This window comes from Streptomyces collinus (assembly GCF_031348265.1).
Taxonomy (GTDB): domain Bacteria; phylum Actinomycetota; class Actinomycetes; order Streptomycetales; family Streptomycetaceae; genus Streptomyces; species Streptomyces collinus.
On sequence record NZ_CP133771.1, the window covers coordinates 5,487,895 to 5,507,054 of the forward strand.

19 protein-coding genes and 1 riboswitch are annotated in these 19,160 nt (G+C 72.4%); of the genes, 12 read left to right on the plus strand and 7 right to left on the minus strand.

Annotated features, from left to right (window positions below; genetic code table 11):
• Positions 1-28 precede the first annotated feature (28 nt).
• Positions 29-114: riboswitch (ZMP/ZTP riboswitch) on the plus strand.
• 33 nt (positions 115-147) lie between these two features.
• Entirely contained in the window at positions 148-1,596 is a 1,449-nt protein-coding gene (locus RFN52_RS25070) for a glycine hydroxymethyltransferase (RefSeq protein WP_184849193.1), read from the plus strand.
• Positions 1,597-1,645: 49 nt separating this feature from the next.
• On the opposite strand, the gene RFN52_RS25075 is transcribed toward RFN52_RS25070, so the two are convergent.
• Positions 1,646-2,362: a hypothetical protein gene (locus RFN52_RS25075; RefSeq protein ID WP_374050179.1), complete on the minus strand. Its 717-nt coding sequence runs from the start codon at positions 2,360-2,362 to the stop codon at positions 1,646-1,648.
• A gap of 153 nt (positions 2,363-2,515) precedes the next feature.
• Here RFN52_RS25075 and trpS point away from each other — a divergent pair, with 153 nt between their 5' ends.
• Positions 2,516-3,529: a tryptophan--tRNA ligase gene (trpS, locus tag RFN52_RS25080; protein WP_184849195.1), complete on the plus strand. Its 1,014-nt coding sequence runs from the start codon at positions 2,516-2,518 to the stop codon at positions 3,527-3,529.
• Between the two features lie 139 nt (positions 3,530-3,668).
• On the plus strand, positions 3,669-4,247 hold the full coding sequence (locus RFN52_RS25085; RefSeq protein ID WP_184849197.1) for a 2'-5' RNA ligase family protein: 579 nt from the start codon (positions 3,669-3,671) through the stop codon (positions 4,245-4,247).
• A 13-nt stretch (positions 4,248-4,260) separates the two neighbouring features.
• On the opposite strand, the gene dprE2 is transcribed toward RFN52_RS25085, so the two are convergent.
• Together dprE2 and dprE1 are read right to left on the minus strand one after the other, a co-directional pair.
• On the minus strand, positions 4,261-5,016 hold the full coding sequence (gene dprE2, locus RFN52_RS25090) for a decaprenylphospho-beta-D-erythro-pentofuranosid-2-ulose 2-reductase (protein ID WP_033311457.1): 756 nt from the start codon (positions 5,014-5,016) through the stop codon (positions 4,261-4,263).
• Between the two features lie 22 nt (positions 5,017-5,038).
• Positions 5,039-6,421 carry a decaprenylphosphoryl-beta-D-ribose oxidase gene (gene dprE1, locus RFN52_RS25095; RefSeq protein WP_184849199.1) on the minus strand — a complete coding sequence of 461 codons (1,383 nt, stop codon included), beginning with the start codon at positions 6,419-6,421 and terminating at the stop codon, positions 5,039-5,041.
• A 133-nt stretch (positions 6,422-6,554) separates the two neighbouring features.
• Here dprE1 and RFN52_RS25100 point away from each other — a divergent pair, with 133 nt between their 5' ends.
• The 4 genes from RFN52_RS25100 to RFN52_RS25115 are packed head-to-tail and all read left to right on the plus strand — an operon-like array spanning position 6,555 to position 9,367.
• A complete protein-coding gene (locus RFN52_RS25100) occupies positions 6,555-7,076 on the plus strand; it encodes a phosphatase PAP2 family protein (RefSeq protein ID WP_184849201.1) in 522 nt (173 codons plus the stop codon).
• Complete coding sequence (locus RFN52_RS25105) at positions 7,069-8,013, plus strand: decaprenyl-phosphate phosphoribosyltransferase (protein ID WP_184849203.1); 945 nt, start codon at positions 7,069-7,071, stop codon at positions 8,011-8,013. Before RFN52_RS25100 ends, RFN52_RS25105 begins: the two co-directional genes overlap by 8 nt.
• Positions 8,010-8,462 carry a GtrA family protein gene (locus tag RFN52_RS25110; RefSeq protein WP_184849205.1) on the plus strand — a complete coding sequence of 151 codons (453 nt, stop codon included), beginning with the start codon at positions 8,010-8,012 and terminating at the stop codon, positions 8,460-8,462. The genes RFN52_RS25105 and RFN52_RS25110 overlap by 4 nt, the downstream gene beginning before the upstream one ends.
• Positions 8,450-9,367, plus strand: coding sequence for a YihY/virulence factor BrkB family protein (locus RFN52_RS25115; protein ID WP_184849207.1), 918 nt, complete (start codon positions 8,450-8,452; stop codon positions 9,365-9,367). The genes RFN52_RS25110 and RFN52_RS25115 overlap by 13 nt, the downstream gene beginning before the upstream one ends.
• Here the strand turns inward: RFN52_RS25115 and RFN52_RS25120 are convergent.
• Positions 9,315-10,628 (minus strand): D-alanyl-D-alanine carboxypeptidase family protein, encoded by a 1,314-nt coding sequence (locus RFN52_RS25120; RefSeq protein ID WP_327785373.1) that lies wholly within the window; start codon positions 10,626-10,628, stop codon positions 9,315-9,317. The two genes, RFN52_RS25115 and RFN52_RS25120, sit on opposite strands and share 53 nt — an antisense overlap.
• A gap of 91 nt (positions 10,629-10,719) precedes the next feature.
• On the opposite strand from RFN52_RS25120, the gene RFN52_RS25125 reads away from it, so the two are divergent.
• The 3 genes from RFN52_RS25125 to RFN52_RS25135 all read left to right on the plus strand — a co-directional run bounded on the left by RFN52_RS25125 (position 10,720) and on the right by RFN52_RS25135 (position 14,410).
• Positions 10,720-10,959 (plus strand): SCO4848 family membrane protein, encoded by a 240-nt coding sequence (locus RFN52_RS25125; RefSeq protein ID WP_184849211.1) that lies wholly within the window; start codon positions 10,720-10,722, stop codon positions 10,957-10,959.
• Between the two features lie 22 nt (positions 10,960-10,981).
• Positions 10,982-12,670, plus strand: coding sequence for a metallophosphoesterase (locus RFN52_RS25130; RefSeq protein WP_184849213.1), 1,689 nt, complete (start codon positions 10,982-10,984; stop codon positions 12,668-12,670).
• A gap of 186 nt (positions 12,671-12,856) precedes the next feature.
• Positions 12,857-14,410, plus strand: coding sequence for an ABC transporter substrate-binding protein (locus RFN52_RS25135; RefSeq protein WP_184849216.1), 1,554 nt, complete (start codon positions 12,857-12,859; stop codon positions 14,408-14,410).
• Positions 14,411-14,429: 19 nt separating this feature from the next.
• On the opposite strand, the gene RFN52_RS25140 is transcribed toward RFN52_RS25135, so the two are convergent.
• The 3 genes from RFN52_RS25140 to RFN52_RS25150 are packed head-to-tail and all read right to left on the minus strand — an operon-like array spanning position 14,430 to position 16,156.
• On the minus strand, positions 14,430-15,176 hold the full coding sequence (locus RFN52_RS25140) for a TetR/AcrR family transcriptional regulator (RefSeq protein WP_033311441.1): 747 nt from the start codon (positions 15,174-15,176) through the stop codon (positions 14,430-14,432).
• Between the two features lie 32 nt (positions 15,177-15,208).
• A complete protein-coding gene (locus tag RFN52_RS25145; protein WP_184854027.1) occupies positions 15,209-15,703 on the minus strand; it encodes a thiol-disulfide oxidoreductase DCC family protein in 495 nt (164 codons plus the stop codon).
• A gap of 45 nt (positions 15,704-15,748) precedes the next feature.
• On the minus strand, positions 15,749-16,156 hold the full coding sequence (locus RFN52_RS25150) for a hypothetical protein (protein WP_033311437.1): 408 nt from the start codon (positions 16,154-16,156) through the stop codon (positions 15,749-15,751).
• Positions 16,157-16,276: 120 nt separating this feature from the next.
• On the opposite strand from RFN52_RS25150, the gene RFN52_RS25155 reads away from it, so the two are divergent.
• Together RFN52_RS25155 and RFN52_RS25160 are read left to right on the plus strand one after the other, a co-directional pair.
• Positions 16,277-16,669 (plus strand): hypothetical protein, encoded by a 393-nt coding sequence (locus RFN52_RS25155; protein WP_184849218.1) that lies wholly within the window; start codon positions 16,277-16,279, stop codon positions 16,667-16,669.
• The gene (locus RFN52_RS25160; protein WP_184849220.1) at positions 16,669-19,158 is read left to right on the plus strand and encodes a DUF4132 domain-containing protein; all 2,490 of its coding nucleotides are present in this window, start codon (positions 16,669-16,671) and stop codon (positions 19,156-19,158) included. Before RFN52_RS25155 ends, RFN52_RS25160 begins: the two co-directional genes overlap by 1 nt.
• Positions 19,159-19,160: the final 2 nt, after the last annotated feature.

The window sequence follows — 19,160 nt, forward strand, 5'->3', positions numbered from 1 at the left end:
ATCCCCCGGACCCGCACCCGGTAGGCTGACCGTGGGCCGTGACTGGCGCGCTGGGATGGATGAACCATCGGGGAGCGGCCCGAGCAGACAGAGCCGTGCGCCTGGGCCGTACCGTGAACGCTGAACGCAACGTCCGGAGGTCCACACATGTCAGCCGAGCCCCTCTCCACCGCTTCCACCGCCTACCGCGCCGCCCTCGACGTGATCCGCGCCGTCGAACCCCGCGTGGCGGACGCCATCGGCCAGGAGGTCGCCGACCAGCGCGAGATGCTCAAGCTGATCGCCTCCGAGAACTACGCCTCCCCGGCCACGCTCCTGACCATGGGCAACTGGTTCAGCGACAAGTACGCCGAGGGCACCATCGGCCGCCGCTTCTACGCCGGCTGCCGCAACGTCGACACCGTCGAGTCCCTCGCCGCCGAGCACGCCAAGGAGCTGTTCGGCGCCCGCCACGCCTACGTCCAGCCGCACTCCGGCATCGACGCCAACCTGGTCGCCTTCTGGGCCGTCCTCGGCGCCCGCGTCGAGGTGCCCTTCCTGGAGAAGACCGGCGCCCGCCAGGTCAACGACCTCACCGACGCCGACTGGGCCGAGCTGCGCCAGGCCTTCGGCAACCAGCGCATGCTCGGCATGTCCCTGGACGCCGGCGGCCACCTCACCCACGGCTTCCGCCCGAACATCTCCGGCAAGATGTTCGACCAGCGCTCCTACGGCACGGACCCGGCCACGGGCCTCATCGACTACGAGGCGCTGCGCACCTCCGCCCGCGAGTTCAAGCCGCTGATCATCGTCGCGGGTTACTCGGCCTACCCCCGTCTGGTGAACTTCCGGATCATGCGGGAGATCGCCGACGAGGTCGGCGCGACCCTCATGGTCGACATGGCGCACTTCGCCGGCCTGGTCGCGGGCAAGGTCCTCACCGGCGACTTCGACCCGGTCCCGCACGCCCAGATCGTGACGACGACGACCCACAAGTCGCTGCGCGGCCCCCGCGGCGGCATGGTCCTGTGCGACGACTCGCTGAAGGACCAGGTCGACCGCGGCTGCCCGATGGTCCTCGGCGGCCCCCTCCCGCACGTCATGGCCGCCAAGGCCGTGGCCCTCGCCGAGGCCCGCCAGGAGTCCTTCCGCGACTACGCCCAGCGCATCGTCGACAACTCCCGCGCCCTCGCCGAGGGCCTGATGCGCCGCGGCGCCACCCTGGTGACCGGCGGCACGGACAACCACCTGAACCTGATCGACGTCGCGTCCTCCTACGGCCTCACCGGCCGCCAGGCCGAGGCCGCCCTGCTCGACTCGGGCATCGTCACCAACCGCAACGCCATCCCCGCGGACCCGAACGGCGCCTGGTACACCTCCGGCATCCGCATCGGCACCCCCGCCCTGACCACCCGTGGCCTGGGAACCGCCGAGATGGACGAGGTCGCCGGCCTCATCGACCGCGTCCTCACCACCACGGAGCCGGGCACGACCAAGTCGGGCGCCCCCTCCAAGGCGTCCCACGTGCTCGACGCGAAGGTGGCGGACGAGATCTCCCAGCGCGCCACCGACCTCGTGGCCGGTTTCCCGCTCTACCCGGAGATCGACCTGGGCTGACGCCCGCGGCCCGTCACCCTTCCAGGGCCCGGGCCGACGCCACGGCCCGTCACTCGTCCAGGTCGATCAGCACCTGGCGCGGCTCCTCCCGCGGCGGTCCGGCTTCCCGCCGGGCCGCCGCGCGGCGTATCAGCAGCGTGCCGCCCGCACCGGCGGCGAGCCCCAGCGCCCCCGCCGTCACCGCCCACCGGACCTCGTCCCGCAGCGGACCGTCCGGGTCCGCGGCGGCGGCCGGGCTCGCGACGGGCCCGCCCTCCGCATCACCGAGCAGCCGGGCCAGGTCGAACCGCTCGAAGACGGACCGCGGCGCCCGGTGCCAGCGGATGTCGTCGTCCTCCACGGCGGGGCTGGGATCCGAGCGCACCCAGGGCGTGCCGTCCTCGGCCACCAGCAGCTGGTCCTGCCGCTCGACGGCCACGTCCCCGCCCGGCGGCCGGTTCGTGCGCGGCCACCCGCCGACCCCGGACAGCCCCCAGAGCACCGTGAGCCGCACCCGCGGGAAGTCCCCCTCCGCCCAGTCCTCCGGCACCCGCTCCGTCCCCGTGTGCAGGGGCTCCAGCAGCTGCCACAGCCGGGCGAAGGCCGGCTGCCCCGAGCGCACCGCCGTCGTCCGTCCCGTGCCGCCCGCCACGACCATCGCCACGTCGGGCACGTCCGCCCCCCGAGCCGGGAGAGCCACGGCCGCCGGCACCGCCGCGCACCCGGCCACAGCGCCCGCCACCGCCACCACCAGCACGCCCCGCACCACCCCGCCTCGTGCCCGCAAGGGATCCCCCTCCCCGTCCGCAGTGCCCCGAGCCCGCCCGCAGGACAGCCCCTGCCGTGCCTCACCCCTTGTTACACCGCCGGAGCCGAACGGGATCCCGTCTGTTTCCGGCCCGTTCCGGATCGGCCCCCGGGACCTGAGAGAATGGTGAGCATGGCCTCTGACCGACCTCGCGTGCTCTCCGGGATCCAGCCCACCGCCGGCTCGTTCCACCTCGGCAACTACCTCGGCGCCGTCCGCCAGTGGGTGGCCCTGCAGGAGACCCACGACGCGTTCTACATGGTCGTCGACCTGCACGCGATCACCATCCCGCAGGACCCGAAGGACCTGCGCGCGAACACGCGCCTGGCCGCGGCCCAGCTCCTCGCTGCGGGTCTCGACCCGGACCGCTGCACGCTCTTCGTGCAGAGCCACGTCCCCGAGCACGCCCAGCTCGCCTGGATCATGAACTGCCTCACCGGCTTCGGCGAGGCCGGCCGGATGACCCAGTTCAAGGACAAGTCCGCCAAGCAGGGCGCCGAGCGCGCCTCGGTCGGCCTGTTCACGTACCCGATCCTCCAGGTCGCGGACATCCTGCTCTACCAGGCCAACGAGGTCCCGGTCGGCGAGGATCAGCGCCAGCACATCGAGCTCACCCGCGACCTCGCCACGCGCTTCAACGGCCGGTTCGGCGAGACCTTCACCCTCCCGAAGCCGTACATCCTCAAGGAGACGGCGAAGATCTACGACCTCCAGGACCCGTCGATCAAGATGAGCAAGTCGGCGTCCACGCCGAAGGGCCTCATCAACCTCCTCGACGAGCCCAAGGCCACGGCCAAGAAGGTCAAGAGCGCCGTCACCGACACCGACACGGTGATCCGCTACGACGCCGAGAACAAGCCGGGCGTCAGCAACCTGCTCACGATCTACTCGACCCTCACCGGCGAGAGCATCGGCGAGCTGGAGGAGAAGTACACCGGCAAGATGTACGGCGCGCTCAAGACGGACCTCGCCGAGATCATGGTCGACTTCGTGACGCCGTTCCGGGAGCGCACCCAGCAGTACCTGGACGACCCCGAGACGCTCGACTCGATCCTGGCCAAGGGCGCCGAGAAGGCCCGCGCCGTCGCCGCCGAGACCCTCGCGCAGGCGTACGACAAGGTCGGCTTCCTGCCCGCCAAGCACTGAACCCGCCCCCGCGCACAGCCGTACCACCGAACAGCGCTGTACATCACTCCGGTTGCGCCTGCCCGTAACCCGGTCGTGGCCGTACAGTCGATAACCGGGTGGTCGTATCAGCGGCCACACTGACACGACAGGAGACGACGTGGGGACCGTAACGATCGGTGTCTCGATCGCGGTCCCGGAGCCTCACGGCAGCGAGCTCCAGCAGCTGCGCGCGGGCTTCGGCGACGCCGCCGCTCACGGCATCCCCACGCACGTCACCCTGCTGCCGCCGACAGAGATCGACGAGGCGTCCCTGCCGGCCGTCGAGGCGCATCTGGCCGAGGTCGCCGCCGCCGGCCGCGCGTTCCCCATGCGGCTGTCCGGCACCGGCACCTTCCGGCCCCTGTCGCCGGTGGTGTTCGTCCAGGTCGTCGCCGGTGCGGAGGCCTGCACGCTGCTCCAGCAGCAGGTCCGCGACCCCGAGGGGCCGGTCAACCGCGAGCTGCAGTTCCCGTACCACCCGCACGTCACCGTGGCGCACGGCATCGACGACGCGGCCATGGACCGCGCCTTCGAGGATCTCGCCGGCTACGAGGCCGAGTGGCCCTGCACCGGCTTCGCCCTCTACGAGCAGGGCGCCGACGGCGTCTGGCGCAAGCTCCGCGAGTTCCCCTTCGGCGGCTCGGTGGTCCCCCCGCAGGCCGGGCGGGTGGCGCGCGGCTCCGTCCCCATCCGCTGAGCCGCCCGCGAGGTCAGACCGGCAGCCGCCGGAACACCCCGCGCGGCAGATGCCGCAGCGCCGCCATCACCACGCGCAGCGTCCCCGGCACCCACACCGTCTCCGAGCGGCGCCGCAGCCCCAGCTCCACGGCCGACGCGACCGCCTCGGGCGTGGTCGCGAGCGGCGCCTCGGGCAGACCGGCGGTCATCCGCGTCCGCACGAAGCCGGGGCGTACGACCATGACGTGCACGCCCGTGCCGTGCAGCGCATCGCCCAGGCCCTGCGCGAAGGCGTCGAGACCGGCCTTGCTGGAGCCGTAGATGAAGTTCGCGCGGCGGGCCCGCTCGCCCGCGACGGAGGACATCACGACCAGCGAGCCGTGCCCCTGGGACTGGAGCGAGCGGGCGCACACCAGCCCTGCCGAGACCGCGCCGGTGTAGTTGGTCTGCGCGACCCGCACCGCCGCCTCCGGCTCCCGCTCGTCGCGGGCCTGGTCGCCGAGCAGCCCGAAGGCGAGCAGCACCATGTCGACGTCGCCCTCGGCGAAGACCTTGCCGAGGACGGCCTCGTGGGAGCCCGGGTCGAGCGCGTCGAAGGCGACGGTGTGCACGTCGGCCCCGAGCCCGCGCAGCTGCCCGGCGGCCTCCTCCAGGGCGGGGGAGGGGCGGCCGGCCAGCCAGACCGTGCGGGTGCGGCGGGCGATCAGGCGGCGGGCGGTGGCCAGGGCGATCTCCGACGTACCGCCGAGGACGAGCAGGGACTGGGGGAGGCCGAAGGCGTCCTTCATGACAGCAGCTCCTAGAGGTTGCTCAGAGACTGAGGCGGCGGGCCAGGTCGGACACGAACACCCCGCGCGGGTCCAGTTCGGCGCGCAGTTCGCGGAAGTCGTCGAGGCGCGGGTACATGGCCGCGAGCAGCTCCGGGCGCAGCCGGGCGTCCTTGGCGAGGTAGACGCGCCCGCCCGCGGCGGCGACCTCCTCGTCGAGTTCGTCGAGGAACGCGCCGAGGCCGGGCAGGCCCGCCGGGATGTCCAGCGCCAGCGTCCACCCGGGCACGGGGAAGGACAGCCAGCCCGGGTCGGCCTCGCCGAAGCGCTTGAGGACGGCCAGGAAGGACGGGCAGCGGCGTTCGGAGATGCGGCGCACGATGCGGCGCAGGGCGTCCTCGCGGCCGTGGCCGACGACGAACTGGTACTGCACGAAGCCGCCCCGGCCGTAGACGCGGTTCCAGTGGGGCACCCCGTCCAGGGGGTGGAAGAAGCCGGAGATCCGCTGGAGTCGGCCGGTCCGGGTGCGGGGGGCCTTGCGGTACCACAGCTCGTTGAAGAGGCCCACGGTCGTCCGGCTGAGCAGGCCCTCGGGGAGGATCGCGGGGGTGGCCGGGAGGCGGGAGGTGCGGAAGGCCAGCGGGTCCCGGCGCAGCCGGGCGGGGAGGGCGTCCAGCGGGGCGTGGTCGCCGCGGGTGAGGACCGCGCGGCCGGTGGCGGCGCCCCGGGCCAGCAGGTCGATCCAGGCGACCGAGTAGCGGTAGCGGTGGTCGGTGGCCGCGAGCCGGGCCATCAGGTCGTCGAGGTCCGTCGCCCGCTCGGTGTCGACCGACATCAGCGAGGTCTCGACCGGCTGGAGCCGGATCGTCGCGGTGAGGATCACTCCGGTCAGGCCCATGCCGCCGGCCGTCGCGTCGAAGAGCGGTGTGCCGGGGATGACCGTGCGGATCTCGCCGTCGGCGGTGAGCAGTTCGAGGGCGAGTACGTGCCGCGCGAAGGAGCCCGAGACGTGGTGGTTCTTGCCGTGGATGTCGGCGCCGATCGCCCCGCCGACGGTGACGTAGCGGGTGCCGGGGGTGACCGGCACGAACCAGCCGAGCGGCAGCAGCACCTCCATCAGCCGGTGCAGGGAGACGCCCGCGTCGCACAGCACGGTCCCGCCGTCGGCGTCGATCGCGTGCACCCGGTCCAGGGCCGTCATGTCGAGCACGGACCCGCCGGCGTTCTGCGCCGCGTCCCCGTACGCCCGCCCCAGGCCCCGGGGGATCCCGCCGCGCGCCCCGCAGCCCCGGACGGCCGCCGCGGCCTCCTCGTACGTACGCGGACGGATCAGCCAGGCGCCGGTGGGGGCGGTGCGACCCCAGCCCGTCACGGTGGTGTGGTCCATGCCCATGACGTCCGGGTCGAAATCGGTCTCGGCAGACATGTCCGTGACCGTATCGCCCAAGTGTGAGCGTTCAGTTAGCGAACATGGCATCCCTCCCCGAAATGGGTGATTAATGGGATGTCGCCCAATATTGCCGGAGTTCAGGCCTGATGGGCGTGGACAGTGAGTCCACATGGACGACCTCGACGACCTGCACGACATGGACCACCGGATCGTTTCGGCGCTCAGGGAGTGCGGCACCGACCCGCGCGTGGCCGGCGCCGCGCGTGCCCTGTCCTGGGCGGGGGAGCACGCGGCGCTGTGGCTGGCGGCGGGGCTCGCCGGAGCCGCCGTCGACGGCGGGCGGCGCGGCGCCTGGCTGCGCGGCACCGCACTGACCGCGGGGGCGCACCTGGTCAGCATGGGGGTGAAGCGCGTCGTGCGCCGTCCGCGCCCCGCGCACGTCGAGCCCCTGGTGCGCGCGGCCGGCCGGCACTCCTTCCCCAGCTCGCACGCCGCCTCCGCGGCGGCCGCCGCCGTCGCCTTCGGCGCCCTGGGAGCACACACGGTCCCGCCCCTCGCCGGACTGGTGTGCGTCTCACGGCTGGTGGCCGGCGTCCACTTCCCCACGGACGTCGCGGCCGGCGCGGCCCTGGGCGCCCTCACGGCCCGGCTCGGCGCCCGCTGGATGCGGGGAGGCGCCCACCATGACTGAGACGGCCGTCCTGCGGCAGCGCACCCACCAGGAGCGGCCCGCACCACCCCGCAAGGGCGGTCTCCTGGCCGGTCTCCTCAGGACCGCGCGCCCCAAGCAGTGGGTCAAGAACGTCCTCGTGGTCGCCGCCCCGGCCGCCGCCGGCGAGCTGTTCTCCCGGCACGCCCTGAGCCGACTCGCCCTGGTCTTCGTCCTCTTCACCGCCTGCGCCGCCGCCGTCTACCTCGTCAACGACGCCCGCGACGCCGACGCCGACCGCGCCCACCCCGTCAAGCGGCACCGCCCGGTCGCCGCCGGGCAGGTCCCCGTGCCCGTCGCCTACGCCGTCGGCGGCTGCCTCGGCATCCTCGCGCCCACCGCCGCGGCCTGGCTGTGCGGCCCGGCCGTCGCCGCGCTGCTGACCGCCTACCTCGCCATGCAACTGGCCTACTGCATCAGCCTCAAGCACGTCCTCGTCGTCGACCTCGCCGTCGTCACCACCGGCTTCCTGATGCGGGCCATGATCGGTGGACTCGCCCTCGGCATCCCGCTGTCGCGCTGGTTCCTGATCACCACCGGCTTCGGCGCCCTGTTCATGGTGTCGGCCAAGCGCTACTCGGAAGCCGTCCAGATGGCCGGAAAGGCGGGCGCCACACGGGCGTTGCTCACCGAGTACACCACCGGCTACCTCCGCTTCGTCTGGCAGCTCGCGGCCGGTGTCGCCGTCCTCGGCTACTGCCTGTGGGCCATGGAGGAGGGCGGCGTCCCGCACACCAGCGTGCTGCCCTGGCGCCAACTGTCCATGGTCGCCTTCATCCTGGCGATCCTCCGGTACGCCGTCTTCGCCGACCGCGGCACGGCCGGCGAACCCGAGGACGTCGTCCTGCGCGACCGGGCGCTCGCGCTCATCGGCGTGGCCTGGGTGGCGATGTACGGCCTGGCCGTGGCGAACTGGTGACCACGCGCGCGTGGCGCGGCCCCACGCTCCCGGCCCGCCGGGAACTGATCGGCTTCGCCGTCGTCGGCCTCCTCGCCTACGCCGTCGACCTGGCCCTGTTCACGTACCTGCGCGGCCCCGCCGGACTCGCCCCGCTCACCGCCAAGTCCCTGTCCTTCCTGGCCGCCTGCACGGTCGCCTACGCGGGCAACGCCCTCGGCCCCTACCGGACCACGCGCGCCACGGGCCTGCGCCCGTACGCCGCGTTCTTCGCCGTGAACCTCGCCGGAGCCGCCGTACAACTGCTCTGCCTGGCCGTCAGCCACTACGGCCTCGGGCTCACCTCGCAGCGCGCGGACACCGTCTCCGGGACGGTCGTCGGTATGGCCTTGGCCACAGTCCTGCGGTTCTGGGGTACCCGTACATGGGTGTTCCGGGCGGAGGGCAGAGTCGGATCATGGACTGGCTGAAAAAGCTACCGGTGATCGGGCCGTGGGCGGAGCGGCTGATGATCACGCACGCGTGGCGGTCGTACGAGCGGCTGGACCGCGTGAAGTGGACGCGGCTGGCCGCCGCGATGACCTTCACGAGTTTCGTCGCGCTGTTCCCGCTGCTGACGGTGTCCGCGACCATCGCCGCCGCCACGCTCAGCACGGAGCAGGAGGAGAAGCTCCAGGACAAGCTCGCCGAGCAGGTCCCGGGCATCTCCGACCAGCTGGACATCGCCGGTCTCGTGGACAACGCCGGCACGATCGGGCTCATCGCGGGCGCGCTGCTGTTCTTCACGGGCGTCAGCTGGGCCGGCTCGATGCGCGAGTGCCTGCGGGCGGTGTGGGACCTGTCCGACGAGGAGGAGAACCCCGCCCTGCGCTACGGCAAGGACGTGGGGGTCCTGCTCGGCCTCGGCGGCGCGCTGCTCGTCACCATCGCCGCCTCCGCCGTCGCCTCCGCGATGATCGGCTGGATCACCCGGGAACTCGGCATCGACGAGGGCGGGTGGGGCGGAGTCCTGCTGCACATCGCCGCGTTCCTGATCGCCGTCCTCGCCAACTTCCTGCTCCTGCTCTACGTCCTGACCCTGCTGCCCGGCGTCGAGCCGACGCGCCACCGCCTGTTCGTGGCGGCGCTGACCGGCGCGATCGGCTTCGAACTGCTGAAGCTGCTGCTCAGCGGCTATCTGCAGGGCGTGGCGGCGAAGAGCATGTACGGCGCGTTCGGGGTGCCCGTCGCGCTGCTGCTGTGGATCAACTTCACCTCGAAGCTGGTGCTGTTCTGCGCCTCCTGGACGGCGACGCAGAGCAAGGGGGACGAAGTCCCGGGCCTCACGGGCGAGTCCGGCGGCGCACCAGATCCGGCAGCGGCCAGCGGCGGTTGACGAGGAACGCGCCGCCCGCGAGCAGCACCAGCACCCCGCCCGTGATGCCGAGCGCGGTCCAGATGCCGCTGGTGCCGTCCGCGGCCGGGGCACCGGCCACCGGCTTGGCACCGGGCCCGGCCGTAGCGCTGCCGCCGTCCCCGGATCCGCCGGCCTCGCCGGAGGGGTTCGCGCCGGGCTGGGCACCGGACTGCGCGGCATCCCTCGGCGGCACCAGCTCGCCCACCGGCTGCACCTTCCCGGCCGCCTTGAAGCCCCAGTCGAACAGCCGGGCCGTCTCCTTGTAGACCTCGTTGTGCTCGGACTTCTCCGGGTTCATCACCGTCACCAGCAGTACCTTGCCGTCGCGCTCGGCGACGCCGGTGAAGGTGGCGCCCGCGTTGGTGGTGTTGCCGTTCTTGACGCCCGCGATGCCCTGGTAGACGGGCACGTCCACGTCACCGGCCAGCAGCCGGTTGGTGTTCCGGATCTCGAAGGGCTTACGGACCTTCTTGCCCTTCTTGCCCTTCTTCGTCTCGCCCGGGAACTTCGCGGTGACCGTCGAGGCGTACTCGCGGAAGTCCTTCTTCTGCATCCCGGAGCGGGCGATCAGCGTCAGATCGTAGGCCGACGACACCTGCCCCTCGGCGTCGTAGCCGTCCGGGCTGACCACGTGCGTGTCGAGGGCCTGGAGCTCCTCGGCGTGCTCGTTCATCTCCTTGACGGTGTTCTCGACGCCCTTGTTCATCGCGGACAGCACGTGCACGGCGTCGTTGCCGGACTGCAGGAAGACGCCCAGCCACAGGTCGTGGACCGTGTACGTCTCGTCCTCCTTTATCCCGACCATGCTGGAGCCGGGGCCGATGCCGGCCAGGTCGGAGGGCACGACCTTGTGCTTGGTGTCCCTGGGGAACTTCGGCAGCAGCGTGTCCGCGAACAGCATCTTCAGCGTGCTCGCCGGAGCGAGGCGCCAGTGCGCGTTGTGCGAGGCCAGCACGTCGCCGGACTCGGCGTCGGCCACGATCCAGGAGCGGGCGCTCAGGTCCTTCGGCAGCACCGGCACGCCGCTCGCCAGGTTCACCTGCGTCCCCGGCTTGCCGAGCCGGGCGCCGCCCACGGTCGACATCGTCGCCGGGGGAGTGGCCGAGGGGCTCGCGCTCGCCGACGGGCTGCCCGAGGGCTTGGGGGCGGCGACGGCGGCGGGCACGGCCAGGGCGAGGGACGACAGGGCGGCGGAGGTGACCAGCAGGAATCGCCTGGCGGTCTTCTTCGGGGCGGGCACGGTCGGAAACGTACATGCCGTACGGGGGGAAGTCCCGCCTCCGGCCCCACCCCGCGAACGGAACCGGACACGGCTTGGCGATACTGGGTGCATGAAGCTCAGCCGCCCCGTCTCCTGGTTCCTGCTCGCCTTCGGGGTGTGGAGCTGGGTCATCTGGATCACTTTCGTCAAGAACCTGGTCGCGGACGGCAGCGGGCTCGCCTTCGACGACGGTCGTCCCACGGGGTACTTCTGGGTGCACCTGGTGCTCGCCGCCGTCTCCTTCGTATTGGGGACGGTCGTCGGGGCCATCGGGTTGCGTGGTCTGCGCGCACTGCGCCGGACGTCATAGGGCGATCGGGAGACACGGCACCGTGGTCATCGTTTTCGTAGTCGTCGCCGTACTGGTCATGGCCGTCATCGTGACGGCCAACTGGTACGTCTGGCGCCGCCTGTTCCGCGACACGACCCGGGGCCCGGGCCTCACGCGCCGCGTGGGGGCGGTCCTGATCGCCGGCGGCTGGATCCTGGCGATCACGGCCCTGGTCGCCGAGCGCTCGGGCGCCCCGTTCTGGCTCCAGCAGGTCCTCGCCTGGCCGGGCTTCCTCTGGCTGGCCCTGTCGATATACCTGCTGCTGGCGGTCCTGGCCGGGGAAATCGTCAGACCACTGCTGCGCCGCTTCCTGGAACACCGCGCGAGACGCACGGACCAGGGTGCACAGCCCGGCCCGGCGACGTCCACGGCGTCCTCCCCGGCGGGTTCCGCGGGCAGGCCGACCACGGCCCCCGACCCCGCTCCCGCCTCGCAGCCCGGCGGAGGTGGCGGCGCGGCCTCCACCGCGACCGCCGTGCCTGCGGCCGGCACGCGGGCGGGCGGCGGCGGAGCGACAGCTTCCGCGGCGCCCGATGCCGCTTCGCAGCGCGACGGCGGCGCCGACGCGCCCGCGACCGCGCCCGCCGCGCCGCAGGCGAACGGCAGCGGTACGGCCCCGGCGTCCGAGGCCGGCGATGCCGGTGGGGCTTCTGCGTCCGGGATCGTGGCAGGCTCGCGTGCGGGCGGCGGCGCCACCCAGGCATCCGCGCCCGGGCAGCCCACGCCCGGGCGGCCCGCGCCCGCAGCCGCCTCGCAGCCCGGCCGCGGCGCCGCCGCCACCGTCCTCCCCCCGCCGATCGGCCCGGGCCCGGACACGTCGCCCGAGGTGTCCCCGGAGCCGGCCGGTACCGCAACCCCCACCGGCCCCTCCCGTCGCCTCTTCGTCTCCCGCGTCGTCGCCGGGGCCGCCGCGGCCGCGGCCGTCGGGACCGTGGGGTACGGGACGTACGGTGTGCTGCGCGGGCCGAAGGTCAAGCGGGTCACCGTGCCGCTGGCCAAGCTGCCGCGCGCCGCGCACGGGTACCGGATCGCCGTGGTCAGTGACGTGCACCTCGGCCCGGTCCTGGGACGCGGCTTCGCGCAGAAGGTCGTCGACACGATCAACTCGACCCAGCCCGACCTGATCGCGGTCGTCGGCGACCTGGTCGACGGCAGCGTGAAGGACCTGGGCCCGGCGGCCGCCCCGCTCGCGCAGCTGAGGGCCCGTCACGGCTCCTACTTCGTCACCGGCAACCACGAGTACTTCTCCGGCGCCGAGCAATGGGTCGAGGAGGTCCGCCGCCTGGGCATCGACCCCCTGGAGAACGCCCGCAGGGAGATGCCGTACTTCGACCTGGCCGGTGTCAACGACGTGGCCGGCGAGGAGGAGGGCCAGGGCCCCGACTTCGCGAAGGCGCTCGGCGACCGGGACACCGCACGCGCGTGCGTCCTGCTCGCCCACCAGCCCGTCCAGATCCACGACGCCGTCGAGCACGGCGTCGACCTGCAGCTCTCCGGCCACACCCACGGCGGCCAGCTCTGGCCCGGCAACCTCATCGCCTCCGGCGCCAACCCCACCCTCGCGGGCCTGGACCGCTACGGCGACACCCAGCTCTACGTCTCGCGCGGTGCCGGCGCCTGGGGCCCGCCCACCCGCGTGGGCGCCCCGTCGGACATCACCCTGATCGAGCTGGCGTCGAGGCGGGCCTGACCGCGCGCACCCTGTGGGAACGCTGTGAAATCGGACCGAAACGCGCATCGGTAAGTTCTTTCCCAACTCATCAGATCTCCCTTCCCCCTGCTCAAAATCCTGTGATTGTGTGAGCCCGCCACGAAGGGTGTGGCATACGCACAAGGGCCTCAACGGGCCTCAAAGGGCCTGGGGAGGGCGAAGCCGATGCGATCGGTTCGCATACGGATACTCGCGGGGCTGCTCGTCCTGGCCGCCGTGGCCGTGGGAGCCTGGCGGCTCCTGCCATCGAAGGGCGACGCGAAGACCATCACGGTCGGCACGACGGACGGCGTCACCTCGCTCGACCCCGCCGGAGCCTACGACGCGGGCTCCTGGGCGCTGTTCAGCAACGTCTTCCAGTCGCTGCTGACCTTCGCGCCGGGCGGTACCGCCCCCGTGCCGGACGCGGCGAAGAGCTGCGCGTTCGTCCGGGGCGACCTCACCACCTACCGCTGCGAGCTGCGCGACGGCCTCACCTTCCCGAGCGGCCGGACGATGGACGCCGAGGACGTGAAGTACTCCTTCGACCGGACCCTGAAGATCAAGGCCCCGGTCGGCCCGGCGTCCCTGTTCGGCACGCTCGGCTCCGTGGACGCCGACGGCATGACCGTCACCTTCCACCTGACCTCGCCGGACGCGACGTTCCCCTTCAAGGTGGCCACCGGCGCCGGCTCGATCGTCGACCACACCGCGTACCCGGCCGGCAAGCTGCGCACCGGCGACCGCGTCGACGGCACGGGCCCGTACACCCTCACCTCGTACACGAAGGACCGGGACGCGGTCCTCACGCCCAGCCGGCACTACCAGGGCGCCGTCAGCGGCACCGGCCGACCCGTCGACCTGCGCTACTACGCGACCCCTGAGGCCCTGAACACCGCCTGGAAGGACAAGCAGGTCGAGGTCGCGACCGACCAGCTGCCGCCCGGCGTCCTGGCCGGCCTCAACCCGAGCGACCCCACCCAACGCGTCTACGAGGCAGACGGGTCCGAGACCCGCAACCTGTACTTCAACACCCGCGCGGGCAAGCCGCTGCACGAGCCGAAGGTCCGCCGGGCCATCGCCTGGCTGATCGACCGCGAGCGGCTGGCCGCCACCGTCTACGACGGCACCGTCGACCCGCTGTACTCCCTGATCCCGGCCGGCCTCACCGGACACACCGCCTCGTTCTTCGACGACTACCCGAAGCCGGACCCGGAGAAGGCCCGGCAACTGCTCACCCAGGCCGGTGTGAGCCTGCCGGTGCACTTCACCTACGGCTACGCCAAGGGCCGCGGGGCCGGCGAGCAGGAGGGCGCCGAGATCAAGAAGGAGCTGGAGGCGAGCGGCCTGTTCAAGGTCACCCTCAAGGGCTACGAGTGGACGGCCTTCCAGAAGCAGTGGGCGAGCGGCAAGCTCGACGCGTACGCCGTCGGCTGGGTCGCCGACTTCCCCGACCCGGACACCTTCGGCGCCGCGCTCGTCGGCACCGGCAGCGCCATGAACACCGGCTACAGCAGCAAGACCGTCGACCGGCTCATCAAGGACAGCCGGCGCTTCGCCGAGCGGACCGAGGCCGACCAGGACTTCCGCTCGGTGCAGCAGACCGTCGCCGAGGACGTCCCGGTGCTGCCGCTGTGGCAGGCCGAGGAGTACGTCGTCACCACCGAGGACGTCGGCGGCGGCCAGTACCTGTCGGACGGCACGGGTGTGTTCCGCCTGTGGAGCCTGACCGCGCTCTGACGCCCCGCCAGGCCGCGGCTCAGGGGTCGGTGCGCCGCCGGGCCGCCGGATCGGGGATGGCGTTCGTCATCCCCGGCAGGAACTCCGTGAACAGCTCGTGCACCTCGCGCACGAGCGGCCGCAGCACCCGGAAGCGGGCCAGGGCGACGCCCCGCGCGGTGAGCCGGGCGCCGCGCTCGGCGAGCCGGTAGCTGCGCTCGCGCCCCTCGGTACGGTCGAAGATCCAGTACAGGACGAGGCCCATCTGGGACAGCCACATCAACTCGGGCAGGACATCCCGCAGTTCCTCGGGCACCTTCGTCTTCGTGGCCCCGGCGAGCACCTCCCGGTGGACGCTGATGGCCTCCTCGCGCGCGTGCTCCGACTCGGGCGAGAAGGGGCTGAGCGGGCTGTCCGGGTCGGCGGCGTTCTTGAAGAACTGCACCGCGAACTCGTGGTAGGGCGCCGCGATGTCCAGCCAGGCCCGCAGCACCCCCGCCAGCCGGGCCTCCAGGTCCCGCTCCCGGTCCAGGATCTCCCGGACCGCCACCTGGTGCTCGGCGGCGATCCGGTCGTAGAAGCCCTGGATCAGGTGCTCCTTGCCGGCGAAGTAGTAGTACGCGTTGCCGACGGAGACGCCGGCCTCCTTGGCGATGGCCCGCATCGTCGTCTTGTCGTAGCCGCGCTCCTGGAACAGCCGCATGGCAGTCTCCAGGATCAGGGCGCGGGTCTGCTCGGACTTGGTGGGGGTGGCGCCGTCGTCGGGGCCGTCGTTCATCGCGGGCACGGGAAGAGAGCCTAACGTCAGCACCGGTGCGGCTATCGGGGGGCGCAGGTGCCGTCGGCGCAGCCCGGCGCGGTGTAGCTCCAGCCGCTGCCGGGGGCGTACGACCAGCCGTCCGCGCGCCGGTACACCTGGCCGCCCCACTGCGCGCCGCCGCGCTGCCCCCGGTGCCCCTGCGCCCCGCGCCACTTGGCGGCGGCGAGCACCGCGCCCCTGGCCAGCCGGGCACCGGCCGGGGTGCTCAGCCGGTGGGCGAGCGGCCGGTGCTCGCGCAGCGCCCACAGGGTGACCACCCAGGCGGCGGGGCCCCGGTAGACCTGCCCGGCGTCGCCGACGACGGTGATCTCGTCGAGGGTGGCTCCGTGGTCGAGGCCGGGGAAGCGCCGCCGGGCCTCCTCGGAGCCGGCCGGGACCGGCTCCAGCGGCACCAGCTTCGGCTGCCGCAGGAGCCAGTCGCGCAGGAACGCGCACAGGGAGCACTCGGCGTCGTACAGGACGGTGAGCCGGCGGACCGGTGCGGGTGTGTTCATGCCGGTCGCGTTCGTGCCGGTGGCGTTCACGTGGGCCTCCTCCGCTCAGGCCTGCGCCTGCGGGGCCACCCAGCCCTGCGGCGGCACCGGGGGCACCTGCTCCCGCTCCATGGCGCCCCGGCGCCGGATCCGGTTGAGCACGTAGACGTTGGCCAGGTGCATCACGCCGAGCACCAGCAGCACCACGCCGAGCTTGGTCGACAGGGCCTCGAAGATGCCGCGGGCGTCGGTGATGGTCTCGTCGTCGCTCAGGTACAGCGCGACGAACCCGAGGTTGACGAGGTAGAAGCCGACCACCAGGAGGTGGTTGACGGCGTCGGCGAGCTTCTCGTTGCCGTGCAGCACGTCGGCGAGGAAGACCCTCCCGTTGTGGCTGAGCGTGCGGGCCACCCAGACGGTCAGACCGATGCTGACCAGCAGGTAGATGACGTAGGCGATGACCGTGCGGTCCATGGCTCCACCCCTTCTTGAACACGTTCAAAACTCTTTCGGGGATGACTCTAGACTACTTTTGAACATGTTCAACACGATGGCGCGGGGTGATTGTCAGTGGTGCCTCGTACGGTCGTCGGCATGGGAATCGTGACGTTCGTCGACGAGACGACGGCGGGGGAGCGGCGCACGGCCTGGGGGCTGGAGATCGCCGAAGAACGGCTGACCGTACGGGAACTGATCCGGCGCCGGGTGTTCCAGGAGGTCGCCGAGTACAACGCCCGCACGCCGGAGGTGTTCCAGGGGCTCGTGCAGCCCGAGGACACCGAGCGCGTGCTGAACGGCTACGCGGTGCGCACGCCCCGCCGGATCGACCCCGAGACGCAGACGGCCCTCGCCGAGCGGGCCTTCGCGGGGAACGGCTTCCTGGTGCTGGTGGGGGACCGTCAGGTCACCGACCCGGACGAGGAGATCGAGCTGACGCTCGGCACCGAGGTCACGTTCCTGAAGCTCGTCCCCCTGGTCGGTGGCTGATGAACTCCTTCCGCACACCCCGGTCGCACACGGACCGGCTGCGCAACAGGATCGCCGACGGCGACATCGCCCGGGTCGCCGACGAGGCGCTGCGCGTCATGGACTCCAGCCGCGGCTCCTGGGGCGGCGGCTGGGAGCGGGTGCTCGACCAGCTCCGCGCCCTGCCGGCCGAGGACCGCCGCGCGCTGCTGCACGCCCTGGCCGACCGTTTCCACCAGACCGGTGACGACACAGAAGCCCGCTGCCGCCATCTCGCCCTGTGCGTCCTGGTCGCCGAGGGCCTCGACGGCTCGGAGCGGCTCGCCGACGACCCGCTGGCCGCCGAGCGGCGCAAGGCCCTGGACGACCTCGCCCGCCGCCAGTCCTTCTGGTACGCGGCCCGCTTCGAGATCCTGGGCCGGGCCGAGCTGGCCGCGGGCCGTCCCCTCCCGGCTCCCGTGGTGGCCGTGGTCCGCCGCGCGGCCCTGGACGCCTACCGCGGGGACGACCTCGTCGGGTTGGCCCGGCAGCTCACCGACCCCGTCCTCAACGTCGGCGAGGCCTGGGCCGAACAGGCCCTGAGCGACGCCACCACCCCGGACTGGCAGGCGCTCCTCGCCCACGCCCTCACCGCCACCGCCTCGAAGCCCACGGCCAAGTGGGACAAGCAGGCCCGCGCCCTGCTGGACACCCTCGGCACCGACTCCGTCCGCGAGACGGTCCTCTCCTGGCTCGCCCTCGTCGGCCGCCCCCGCACCCTCCCCCTGGAACGCCAGGAGTGGGAGCCGGACATCAACAACGCCTACGACCCGTACAACGCCACGGCCCTGCGCGGCCTGGCCTGGCTCCTCTCCCTGCTGCCGCCCCGGCCCGATGTCGCGCGGGCCCTGGGCGCTCTGGCCGAGACGTCACTGAAGAAGGTCGCGGGCATCGGCCCCCGCAACCCGAAGGTCGCCAACGCCGGTGTCATCGCGCTGGCCCGCATCGACTCCGAGGCGGCCCTGGCCGAACTCGCTCGGCTGGCCACCCGCGTGACGTACAAGAACACGGCCAAGCTCCTCGACACGGCACTGGAGACGAGGGCCACCGCCCTCGGTCTCACCCGCGACGAGATCGAGGAACTGGCGGTACCCGCCTACGGCCTGACGGAGACCGGCCGCGCCGAACACCGCCTGGGAGAGGCGACGGCGCTCCTCGAAGTCCGCGGCTCGCGCGCCGTACTGAGCTGGCGCAACGCCGCGGGCAAGCCGGTCAAGACCGTGCCGGTGGCCGTGAAGCGCGACCACCCGGATGAACTGAAGGACCTGAAGACCGCGGCCAAGGACATCGACAAGATGCTCTCGGCGCAGAGCGAGCGCCTGGACCGCCAGTTCCTGGCCCGCCGCAGCTGGCCGTACGCGCTCTGGCGCGAGCGCTACCTGGACCACCCCCTGGTCGGCACACTGGCCCGCCGCCTGCTGTGGACGGTCGACGGCACGACGGCCGGATACGCGGACGGCGAGCTGCGGACCCTGTCCGACGACCCGCTGCCGCCGGGTACCCGGGTCGAACTCTGGCACCCGGCCGGCCGCGAAGCCGCCGAGATCGTCGCCTGGCGCGACTGGCTGGAGCGGCACGGCATCACTCAGCCGTTCAAGCAGGCCCACCGCGAGATCTACCTGCTCACGGACGCTGAGCGGGCCACCGGCACCTACTCCAACCGCTTTGCGGCCCACGTCCTGCGCCAGCACCAGTTCCACTCCCTGGCCGCGATCCGCGGCTGGCACAACAAGCTGCGCCTGTGCGTCGACGACTCCGCCCCTCCCGCCACCCGCGAGCTGCCTCGGTGGGGCCTGCGCGCCGAGTACTGGATCGAGGGCGACGGCGAGGAGTACGGCGTCGACACCACCGACTCCGGCAGCTATCTGCGCCTGCGCACCGACCAGGTCCGCTTCTACCCGATCGACGCCCCGCAGAACTCGGCGCACTGCTGCGGCGGCGAGTACGCCATGTGGCTCCGCGACGGCCAGGACCCGGTCGACCCGATCCCCCTGAAGGACATCCCGCCCCTGGTCCTCTCCGAAGTCCTGCGCGATGTCGACCTGTTCGTCGGCGTCTCCAGCATCGGCAACGACCCGACCTGGCAGGACGGCGGCCCGGGCGGCCGCTTCCGCGAGTACTGGACGTCGTACGGCTTCGGCGAACTGAACCAGAGCGCCGAGACCCGCAGACTCCTGCTGGAACGCCTGGTCCCGCGCCTGGCGATAGCCGACCGCTGCACCCTGGAGGGCCGCTTCCTCCACGTCCGCGGCGACCGCCACACCTACAAGATCCACCTCGGCTCGGGCAACATCCTCATGACCCCGAACGACCAGTACCTCTGCATCGTCCCGAAGTCCGCCCCGACGGCCCCTGGGGCGGGCTACCTCCCCTACGAGGGCGACCGCATGCTGTCGGTGATCCTGAGCAAGGCGATGATGCTGGCGGCGGACACGAAGATCACGGATCCTTCGATCCTGAGCCAGTTGTGAGT